This is a genomic window from Anaerosolibacter carboniphilus, from assembly GCF_014205875.1.
Classification (GTDB): domain Bacteria; phylum Bacillota; class Clostridia; order Peptostreptococcales; family Thermotaleaceae; genus Anaerosolibacter; species Anaerosolibacter carboniphilus.
Window position 1 is genome coordinate 114302 of sequence record NZ_JACHEN010000014.1, and the last position, 9064, is coordinate 123365.

The window sequence follows — 9064 nt, forward strand, 5'->3', positions numbered from 1 at the left end:
AGGTAATAGAATGAGTGTGACACGTATAACAGGATTTGCCAGCGGTTTTGATACAGAATCAATTATTAAGAGCTTGATGAAGGCAGAGCGGGCGAAGGTTGACAAATACAACCAAAATCAACAAGTGTTGAAGTGGAAACAACAACTATATAATGATGTGAACAAAGATTTTGCAAATTTTATATTGGATACGAGAAAGGAATTTGGCATTGATTCCATATCTTCTACTTCAAAGTTGGCATGGGGCAAAAAAGCTACATCATCCAATGATAGTGCTATATCTGCTACAGCTTTATCCACTGCAACTACAGGAACCCATACAATTGAAGTAACACAGTTGGCAAAAGGAGTTACTGCTGCCAGTGGAAGTACCGTAGAAAATAAAACCCTTAAAGATCTTCTCGGTATTGGTGAAGATGACACCTATGAAATATCGATTAATGGTAAACCGATCACTTTCACTGGAAAAGACGACTTAACAGCTGTAGCAAAGAAAATTAATGCAGAAGTTCCAGGTGTAAAGGCAAGTTATGATACAACGGCTAAAAGGTTCTTTATAAATACAACTACGACGGGCTCACAAGCGGAGCTTACGATAGACGATACAGCTGGATCTTTGCTTGCAAAGCTTGATCTTAAGGTGACAGACCAAAATGCCACTGCAGCTTCACTTGTATCAGGGACATCCTATAAAGGGCAGCAAGCAAAAATTAACTACAATGGAGCGACTGGTATCGCATATGATACAAATCAAATTACGATTAATGGCCTTCAACTGGAGCTGAAGCAAGTGAGCGGTCCTCAGACTATAAAAGTTGATACCGATGTGGATGGCGTTTATAATAAGATCAAGGGATTTGTGGACAAATATAACGAATTAGTAGATAAATTAAATACGTTAACGTCAGAAAAACAGTATCGAGACTATAAGCCCCTTACGGATGAGCAAAAAGAATCTATGTCAGAAAAGGAAATCGAGCTCTGGGAAGAAAAAGCAAAAAGTGGCTTGCTGAGAAGCAATACATATATCAACAAGACCTTGCAAGACGTGAGGCAGGGGTTATATGAACCTGTAGCTGGTGTAACAGGTGCATTCAATGAATTATTCGATATAGGAATTACTACTGGGGATTACAAGCAAAAAGGGAAGTTAGTTATTGATGAAACAAAGTTAAAGGAAGCGATAACAAAAGACGCAGATGGTGTAATCGATCTGTTGTTAAAGCAGCCATCTGTAGGTGCTAATGAGGAAACCAAAAGAAAAGAAAGTGGATTAATCAATAGAATGTATGATAGCATGATCACGGGAATGAAAGAAATTGTCAGCCAAGCAGGTATAGGTGATAATTCGTCCTTATATTCCAGTGTAAAGGCGGGCATGTTAGTAGACTTTATCTCAAAACAAAGTGGAATCAGCTATCTAGAAAAAAGTATTACAGATGTAGGCAGTCAGATTTCAAGGGAAGAAGATCGATTAGCAAGCAAAGAGGAATCTTATTGGAAGAAATTCACAGCCATGGAAAAGGCCATGCAGAAGATGCAGTCCCAAAGCACGTGGCTATCACAACAATTGGGATAAGGCTAATATGAGGAGGAGATCTTATTGGCGCTAAACAATCCATATAAACAATATCAGCAAAACAATGTAACCTTGGCTTCACCTCAAGAATTAACTCTAATGCTTTATAATGGGGCGATTAAGTTTATCCATTTGGCAATGCAGGGTATTGATGAGAGAAATATCGAAAAATCCCATAATGCGATTATAAGGACTACAGATATCATTACTGAGTTAAATGTTACACTGAATATGAATTATGAGATATCCAAGCAGTTAAGAGCCCTCTATGATTTTATAAACAGCCATCTAATCGAAGCCAATATGAAGAAGGATCGAAAAAAATTAGAGGAAGCACTTGAGATAACGACAACGCTGCGGGATGCATGGAAGGAAGCTATGGTATTGGCGAAAAAAGGATAATGGAGATGCATATGGATATAGATAATCTTTTAAGACTATTGATAGATACATCACACAAAAAAGGACAAGCATTGGAACGGTTTCTTGAGTTGACAAGTCTTCAAGCAAACCTTATTAAAGCAGGAAACTTGGATACGTTAATGACCGTTATTGATGAGCGACAAGGGGTTATTTCACTGATCAATGACATTGATTTGGTCTTTCTAGAGAACTACAATAAACTGAAAAAAGCATTGGGGATACAATCCATAGAAGAAATGGATACCAATGCCCATCCTCTATTAAAAGATCTTAAAAACAATATTGAACATATTATGAAAATACTAAAAGAAATCGATCATTTGGATAAGATGAATACGAATAATTTGAAAATAGATCTAGAGCATGTAAAGGATGAATTGAAGAAAATCAAGATTGAGAAACAAAGTTCTAAGCTAGCCTCAGCATATAAGAATAAGTATGCTGGAGCTCAAGGAATGTTTGTTGACAATCAGAATAAGAAGTATTAGCCTATCTTTATAAGATGGGCTTTTTTCTTGTGTAATTTTTTATCATGAATAGGGCCAAGGATAGGCCCTTATTTTTTTACATATATCGTATTCTATAGCATGGAAAAATAATAGATGAATTTGATGCTTAGCATGTGGAACAGGTATGCCTGTTTCCTACAAATATATAGAAAACAGAGAAAATCCATGAATACAGTCGATAGATCAATGAATTTGGCGAACGATTTTCATAGCTAGAAGTAGAGTTTTAAACCTATAATATTGAGTAAGAGTGGTACAAGAAGGGGGAATGGGATCAATGCATATTAGGGGAGTAGAATTATATAACATGGATGTTTTTGCAAATTCTAGGCGGGTAGAGGGCATGAATCGAGTACAGAGGATTGATCCTATTGGAAAAGATACGCAGAATTTTACGATGAAGAATGAAATAAAGAAAAACCAACTGGAGTATATATTTAAACCAATTCGAACGAAAACGATAAATGGCAGCGCAGCAGTGGCATCGAGCATGAGTATGAGATTGATTCATAGAAATGAGCAAATATTGTTTAATACATCCATTAATGCAAAATTAGCTTATATGCCAATGGAAGAAGTTTCTGGTAAGAATATTGATTATATGATTTAAAAAGAATCCGGAATGACGAGGGCGTCGTTCCTCACGGAAGCTTTATGGATAGTTAGTCTTTGGAATACTTGGTTATATACAAAATAAGGCATAAGGAGAATGCTTGAAAAATAGAGAAAAACGTAGTATAATATGTGGTGCATATAATTAGGTCTGTGGTTGAAAGTCCATGCCAGTCGCAGGCGAAAGGACCCACGTAAGGCAGCCTAAAAATGGAGCTGCTGAGCATGGTGCGGCTTAGAGGTAAGACCTGCCAGAAGGGTGATGGATGTACTGTACATAGATCATTACTTCTGAGAGGGGGAGTAGTGGCGGCGAACCCAGAGCGAAACTTCCAGCAGGCGAGTGTGGGGTCAAAGACCAGGTCAGCTAAGTATATGTTCTATTGGCAGCGATGCTAAGAGAAATCCTTGATTAATTGATCGGGGATTTTTTTTTAATTGGTTCGGCAAAAATTGTATGTGGATATTTTATGATATTAGAAATATTTGTTGTCATGAACAATAGTGAAGGATCTTGCGAAGTGAAAGCCTTTGTTCAAGATTCTTCGCTGTCGCTCAGGATGACAGGTGGGCACATCGATAGAAATATACTGGTTAAAATAAGAATAATTTCGACATAGGATTTTTAAATATTTGTCAAATCCTCTTGTAGATTAATAGGGATTCTTTTAAGTAGAAAACATGCATAATTTCGCGGATAGTGCATATACATAATAAGTTGGCAGAAAATACTGTCAGAAAAAATGATAGGTGTGGCCATGTAGTTTTTTGCAAAAAGATAAATAAATAATAGCCAAAACTGAATACATTTAATGACAAAATGATTCAAAAAATGACTTATCCACCATTGACTCACAAGGTTATTCACAGATATAGCATTGTAAAAATCAGTTATCAACAATTTTATCCACATTATCCACAGAAACATACTTAACATGCACACAACTTGTGGATAGTCTGTATATTTTCATAAATTTGGTAAAAACTTAAGTTAAGAAATGCCTTTATTTCTTAAAAAAGTTGTAGAAATAGAAAAATTTTAAAAATTCTGTGGATAAAGTCGTGGATACTGTTGAAAAGTAGTGTTGAATTTTTAAAAGGAAATGGAAGTTTTCGTTTGCTGTGGAAAATCTATATGACAAAATAGAAGAAAGGAATAATTTGTTTGAAGAAATCGAAGTTGGTTGTTTGATATAAGTCTGGATGGGTAAAATAAAGATATATCAAACTTGTCCATTTAAGTTCAAAAATTTCTAGCAATTTGGAGGAAAGTATTGAAAATCTGACGAATAAGATTATATAACATCATTCACAGATGACATAAAGACAAGTTTTGAGTTGGAGTGCATCCGGCTCGATGATATATATGTTGAAGGGAGCTGAAGTATATGAGAGTCAGAGTCAGTGGAAGGAATTTAGCTGTAACAGATGCTTTAAAGGACACAATTACGAGTAAGCTGGAGAAGTTTGGAAAATATTTCAAGGAGGATACAGAGGCTCAGGCAACCCTTAGTGTAGAAAAAAACCGACAGATTATTGAGATTACAATTCCGATCAATGGGTCTATTTTGAGAGCGGAAGAATCCACAGAAGATATGTATGCATCAGTGGATAAGGCATTAGACAAATTAAATCGACAGATTGGAAAATATAAAACAAAACTTGAAAAAAGATATCAAGGTCACGATACCATTCGATTTGAATATATACCAGATGTGGAGCCAGGCGAAAAAAGTGAGTCGAAAATCGTAAGAACAAAACGTTTTTCCATCAAGCCTATGGATCCTGAGGAAGCGGTACTTCAAATGGAGCTCCTGGGACATAATTTCTTTGTATTTACCAATGGGGATACAGAGGAAGTCAATGTAGTTTATAAGCGTAAGGACGGGGACTATGGTTTAATTGAACCGACCTTCTAATGAAATAAATAGATAAGACCTGTAGGACAGCGAAAGCTGTCCTATTTTATTGTCTAAGAAAGTATAAATCTTAAGTAAGCTCAAATTAAGTAAGTACAATAGATGTAGATATTGAGAAAACCAGACAATACAAATAGGGGTTGTAGGGGATGAAGTCCCCTGCCGTACTAAGGAGGGTGCTCAGACTGCGATAGCAGTCGTCGAAGGGAACCTAGGGTTCTCTAGCGAAAGCGCCCTTAGGCGCTTTTTAATATCGAAAAATAGCCCTCAAATTACAAGTGTATAAGCATTTACTATTAGTAAATTTATTTGCCAAGGGAAATGTAAAATTATGTATAGCAATCCAATAAAAAAGAAGGAGATATCCGACAAAAGTCGAATAAATGTAGTTGGGATAGTTATGTTTTATGAATGAATTATATTATGGTGACTAGAGGGGTTTAACATGGAAAAGCTGAGCATGAATCAAATAATCTTAGAGATGGAAGAAATCATCAATCATATACCTGAGGTAATCTCATCGAAGGTGATTGTAAGTGCTTCCAATGACTTGGAAGAAATACATGTATTGGCGTCAAATCAAAGAAATGCCAAGCAGATCGCTAGAGATATTCAATCAGCCTTAACGGCTAAATTCGACATAAAAGTTGATCACAAAATCATCAGTGTAGCACAAATTAACTTCAAGCAGGAAACTGAAAGTGAATTCCGTTTAAAGATTCATTCTATTGGATATTCGGTATCGGGAAACATGGCCCAGATCAAAGTGGTGTTGCAAAAAGGGGATGAGTTGATTGAGGGTTTAGCTGAAGGCATGAATTCTAAAAACAATGTCTACCGGATGGTAGCCAATGCAACCTTAGAATGCATTCACACCCTATTGGGGATGAACAGTACCTTTATTGTAGAGGATATCGAGCAAATGCAGCTGGCAAAGCGAAATGTAATTGTTACTGCGATTAGTTTGATCACGCACCATGAAGAAGAGTTGATGGTCGGATCTGCCGTAGTTCGAAAGGATGAGTATGAAACCATCGTTCGGGCAACCTTGGATGCCATCAACAGACGAATCGTAAGATTCGGTAATTAAGTTAGTATTTTAGGCCGGCTAGTTTTAAAAACATAGCGAAGCGGATATAGCCTGTGGACATTAGCGAAGTACCAGAGCCTACTACAAAGGGGGCTATATCAGATGCAAAAGAGATTAATGGTTCTTTTTATGAGCTTATTATCATTAATTTTAGCTGGCGGCGCAAGCTTAAGCTGGAAATAGAGTTTTGCCGGCCTAAAATCACATAAAGGAGAATAAAGATGAAAGATATGCCTTTTAAACTGAAATTATATACGTCTTTTATCATTGGATTAGGCTTATGCTATTTAGGGTTGGCGATTTCAGATATTGATTATACAATTATTCCAGATATTGTTTTCTTTAGTATCCTTGGAATGATAGCAGAAGGACTCAACATAAGAATTAAGGGATCTACTGCTATATCTGTAAATTTCGCCATAGGATTAGCTGCAATGCTTTTATTTAGACCAGGAACAGCAGCTTTTATAGGATTTGCCTCAATGCTTTTTTTCATTGAATACGTAGATGGGAAGTTTATACACCTATTTAATAGCTCTATATACAAGAGAATATTCAATGGAAGCGCTTACGCAATGTCACTAGGTACTGCTGGTATGGTATATGATTTAGTTAAAAATAGCTATTCATCTTTTACTTTTATGAATTTTAATGCGCTAGGTATAATACTAGGAATAGTGATTTATACATTTCAAAATATCTTGATCTTTTCAATTTTATCATCAATTTTAGAAGGTAGAAAGTTTTGGGAATTTTTCAAAGATAATGCATGGCTTGCTGTTAACATTGTAGGATTATTTCCTTTAGGTATTATTATTGCTGCAGCATATGCGAACTATGGTTGGTTTGCAGTGCTACTATTTTTTGGACCATTGTTAATTGCTAGATATTCCTTTAAACTATATATGGATATGCGTCACGTTTATTTTGAAACGATTAAAGCTTTGTCCAGCGCCATGGAGGCCAAGGATCAGTATACCAATGGCCACTCCTATAGAGTAGCGGATTACGCCGCGGGGATTGCAGAGCAAATGGGCTTCAAGCATGATGCCATCGATCGAATCAAAACTGCAGCGGTGTTGCATGATATTGGAAAGATTGGCGTATCAGATAATATACTAAACAAACCTGGGAAGCTAGAGGAAAGTGAATATGCCATGATTCAAAAACATCCTGAAATTGGTGCAAAGATTCTCTCCGAGGTAGAGTTTTTAGCAGATGTATCTAAGATCATCAAGTATCACCATGAGCGATTCGATGGGAAGGGGTACCCAGAGGGGCTAAAAGATGCTGAGATTCCAATGGAAGCTAGTATATTGGCCGTAGCTGACGCCTATGATGCCATGACCTCAGATCGTCCCTATCGTAAAGCTATGGATAGACATACTGCCATGAATATCTTGATCAAGGAATCTGGCATACAGTTCAATCCCATTGTGGTGAAAGCATTCCGCGATTATTTAGGCAAGCAGGGGGAGGCAATGGCTCATGTGGGTTGAGTCCTTGGGTAGTTCTGTCATCCTTGGAAAATTTCGAGGAGGGAAGATCAAGAATCTTGCCTACATCTATATTGAAAAATGGTGGTTGGTCACCCTGGCAGCATTGATCGAATTTACTGCTTCATGGATTCGAGGAAGAGAGATTTCATCGATGTGGCAGTATGTAGACCAGTACATCTGGTTGATCCATTTGATAACCTATGGGCTGTTGATTTATGTAATGATTTGCAATCGAAAATTGTCAGGTTTTAAGCTTATCTTAATAGGAATCATTTTAAATTTTATTGTTATCCTGTCCAATGGTGGGCGAATGCCTGTAAATATCAGCGGCATCGATCCCATCGTCTATCAAGAAAAGATAGAGATTCTACAGTCAGGAAGGGACTTAGTCCATACTGTATTGGATGAAACCACCCTATTTGGATTCTTAGGAGATGTAATCCATCTCAAGAAGCCATATCCTTTACCCAAAACCTTGAGTATAGGGGATCTATTTATGATGGTTGGTGTATTCTTATTTGTGCAACGACAAATGTTGACAAGTATAAATACATCAAAAAATGAGAAAACTTCACTAACCACTAACCACTAACCACTAACCACTAACCACTAATCACTAATCACTAACTCAAATTTTTACGCTTTGTGATTGAAAGTACATCAACAATATACACCTAATTCTAGAGCGCGCTACGCAAAGAAGGAGTGATATGACTTGCTAATTGAAGGAACAATTTTAGGTTTGATTTTAGGAAAAGTACGAGGTGGAAAATTTAGTAGCTTGGGAGACGTACAAATCAATGGCTGGATTGTGTTGATTCTGGCACTGTTACTGCAATTGACGCCTATCATTTCTGAGGATTTCCCGTTTTTTGCAAAATATCAATCCTACATTTATGCAACATCTATCATCCTTACGATGATCTGTATCTGTATGAATTTAAAGAAAAAGGGAATGTGGGCCTTCTTCATAGGGATTTTGCTTAATCTGATTGTGATTGCGTTCAATGGCTTTCAGATGCCTATTTCCTTCTCAGCTTTAAAGGCAGCAGGATTAGAATCGATGATCAATGCTATCCAGAGTGGCGATATGATGCACTATCGTGCCCTAACGGGTGTTGCTCAGTGGGCAAAACTCTTGGCTAAATTTGTTCCTATACCGAAGCCATATCCACTGCCTAAGGTAATCAGTATCGGTGATATTTTCATAACACTAGGATTAATCCTATTCATTATGGGTGAAATGAAAAAAAGTAAATTTAATGTACGTCATCGTATGATAAAACATGGATATAAAGGAAGAATATAAGGGAGAGCATATTGTTCTTCCTTTTTTGTTATCTAGGAAACGCTCATGAAATTGAAATTTCACAAAGTATAATGAAAACTTTACATTTGCTTTTAAATCCTGCAAAAAATGCAATAATCCAAAT

The 9064-nt window shown here is 36.7% G+C and carries 10 protein-coding genes; all 10 read left to right on the forward strand.

Translation table 11 applies throughout. The features are described from left to right. The first annotated feature begins 10 nt into the window (after window positions 1-10). The 10 genes from fliD (at window position 11) to HNQ80_RS12425 (ending at window position 8940) form a co-directional block, all read left to right on the forward strand. Window positions 11-1579: a flagellar filament capping protein FliD gene (gene fliD, locus HNQ80_RS12380; RefSeq protein ID WP_184310975.1), complete on the forward strand. Its 1569-nt coding sequence runs from the start codon at window positions 11-13 to the stop codon at window positions 1577-1579. 24 nt (window positions 1580-1603) lie between these two features. Beyond that, complete coding sequence (gene fliS, locus HNQ80_RS12385) at window positions 1604-1981, forward strand: flagellar export chaperone FliS (RefSeq protein ID WP_184310976.1); 378 nt, start codon at window positions 1604-1606, stop codon at window positions 1979-1981. Further along, the gene (flgN, locus tag HNQ80_RS12390; RefSeq protein ID WP_207726989.1) at window positions 1945-2490 is read left to right on the forward strand and encodes a flagellar export chaperone FlgN; all 546 of its coding nucleotides are present in this window, start codon (window positions 1945-1947) and stop codon (window positions 2488-2490) included. The genes fliS and flgN overlap by 37 nt, the downstream gene beginning before the upstream one ends. Before the next feature lie 298 nt (window positions 2491-2788). Next, window positions 2789-3121: a hypothetical protein gene (locus tag HNQ80_RS12395; RefSeq protein ID WP_184310978.1), complete on the forward strand. Its 333-nt coding sequence runs from the start codon at window positions 2789-2791 to the stop codon at window positions 3119-3121. 472 nt (window positions 3122-3593) lie between these two features. Then, the gene (locus HNQ80_RS12400) at window positions 3594-3743 is read left to right on the forward strand and encodes a hypothetical protein (protein WP_184310979.1); all 150 of its coding nucleotides are present in this window, start codon (window positions 3594-3596) and stop codon (window positions 3741-3743) included. 768 nt (window positions 3744-4511) lie between these two features. Continuing rightward, window positions 4512-5042 (forward strand): ribosome hibernation-promoting factor, HPF/YfiA family, encoded by a 531-nt coding sequence (gene hpf, locus HNQ80_RS12405; RefSeq protein WP_184310980.1) that lies wholly within the window; start codon window positions 4512-4514, stop codon window positions 5040-5042. Window positions 5043-5502: 460 nt separating this feature from the next. Further along, window positions 5503-6132, forward strand: coding sequence for a hypothetical protein (locus HNQ80_RS12410; protein ID WP_207726990.1), 630 nt, complete (start codon window positions 5503-5505; stop codon window positions 6130-6132). 221 nt (window positions 6133-6353) lie between these two features. Beyond that, complete coding sequence (locus HNQ80_RS12415) at window positions 6354-7631, forward strand: HD-GYP domain-containing protein (protein WP_184310982.1); 1278 nt, start codon at window positions 6354-6356, stop codon at window positions 7629-7631. Further along, entirely contained in the window at window positions 7621-8223 is a 603-nt protein-coding gene (locus tag HNQ80_RS12420) for a DUF5317 domain-containing protein (protein ID WP_184310983.1), read from the forward strand. The genes HNQ80_RS12415 and HNQ80_RS12420 overlap by 11 nt, the downstream gene beginning before the upstream one ends. Window positions 8224-8346: 123 nt before the next feature. Then, window positions 8347-8940, forward strand: a complete 594-nt coding sequence (locus HNQ80_RS12425) for a DUF5317 domain-containing protein (RefSeq protein WP_184310984.1) — start codon at window positions 8347-8349, stop codon at window positions 8938-8940. Window positions 8941-9064: the final 124 nt, after the last annotated feature.

Bases quoted from the DNA above. Each gene is read 5' to 3' on its own strand.
- HNQ80_RS12400 (WP_184310979.1), top strand. From the start codon at position 3,594: ATGATATTAGAAATATTTGTTGTCATGAACAATAGTGAAGGATCTTGC.
- HNQ80_RS12420 (WP_184310983.1), top strand. From the start codon at position 7,621: ATGTGGGTTGAGTCCTTGGGTAGTTCTGTCATCCTTGGAAAATTTCGA.
- HNQ80_RS12415 (WP_184310982.1), top strand. From the start codon at position 6,354: ATGAAAGATATGCCTTTTAAACTGAAATTATATACGTCTTTTATCATT.
- fliD (WP_184310975.1), top strand. From the start codon at position 11: ATGAGTGTGACACGTATAACAGGATTTGCCAGCGGTTTTGATACAGAA.
- HNQ80_RS12410 (WP_207726990.1), top strand. From the start codon at position 5,503: ATGAATCAAATAATCTTAGAGATGGAAGAAATCATCAATCATATACCT.
- hpf (WP_184310980.1), top strand. From the start codon at position 4,512: ATGAGAGTCAGAGTCAGTGGAAGGAATTTAGCTGTAACAGATGCTTTA.
- flgN (WP_207726989.1), top strand. From the start codon at position 1,945: ATGGAAGGAAGCTATGGTATTGGCGAAAAAAGGATAATGGAGATGCAT.
- HNQ80_RS12395 (WP_184310978.1), top strand. From the start codon at position 2,789: ATGCATATTAGGGGAGTAGAATTATATAACATGGATGTTTTTGCAAAT.